This window comes from Oleiphilus sp. HI0080 (genome assembly GCF_001635135.1).
On the sequence record NZ_LWFU01000777.1, the window covers coordinates 1 to 378 of the forward strand.

Here is a 378-nt window from a genome sequence, read left to right on the forward strand (position 1 = left end):
TCAATTTTTAACAGCCAGTTGTAATAAAAGGCGTCTCGGCGTTTGCGTCGGTATGCTTTGACTTCTTCTAAGTGTGTTTTTACATACTTGGCGACCGCAACAGGATCATCAATAATGATTTTGTAGCGACTTTGCGCTTCTTTTCCCAATGTTTTTCCGATGAAGGCATCGATCATCTCGAAGTAGTCCTTGCTTGACGCGGGGCCACTGAAAACCAAGGGGAAAGGCATATCGCGGTTTTTTGGGTGTAAGAGTACGCCCAGAATATAGAGAATCTCTTCTGCCGTTCCAACACCACCGGGAAATACGATGATTGCATGTCCCAAGCGCACAAACGCTTCGAGTCGTTTTTCGATGTCGGGCAAAATGGTCAACTCA

1 protein-coding gene is annotated in these 378 nt (G+C 45.8%); it reads right to left on the minus strand.

Annotation, left to right across the window (positions count from 1 at the left end):
* On the minus strand, nucleotides 1-378 hold a 378-nt coding region (locus A3751_RS16125), incomplete at both ends, for an LOG family protein (RefSeq protein ID WP_197466411.1).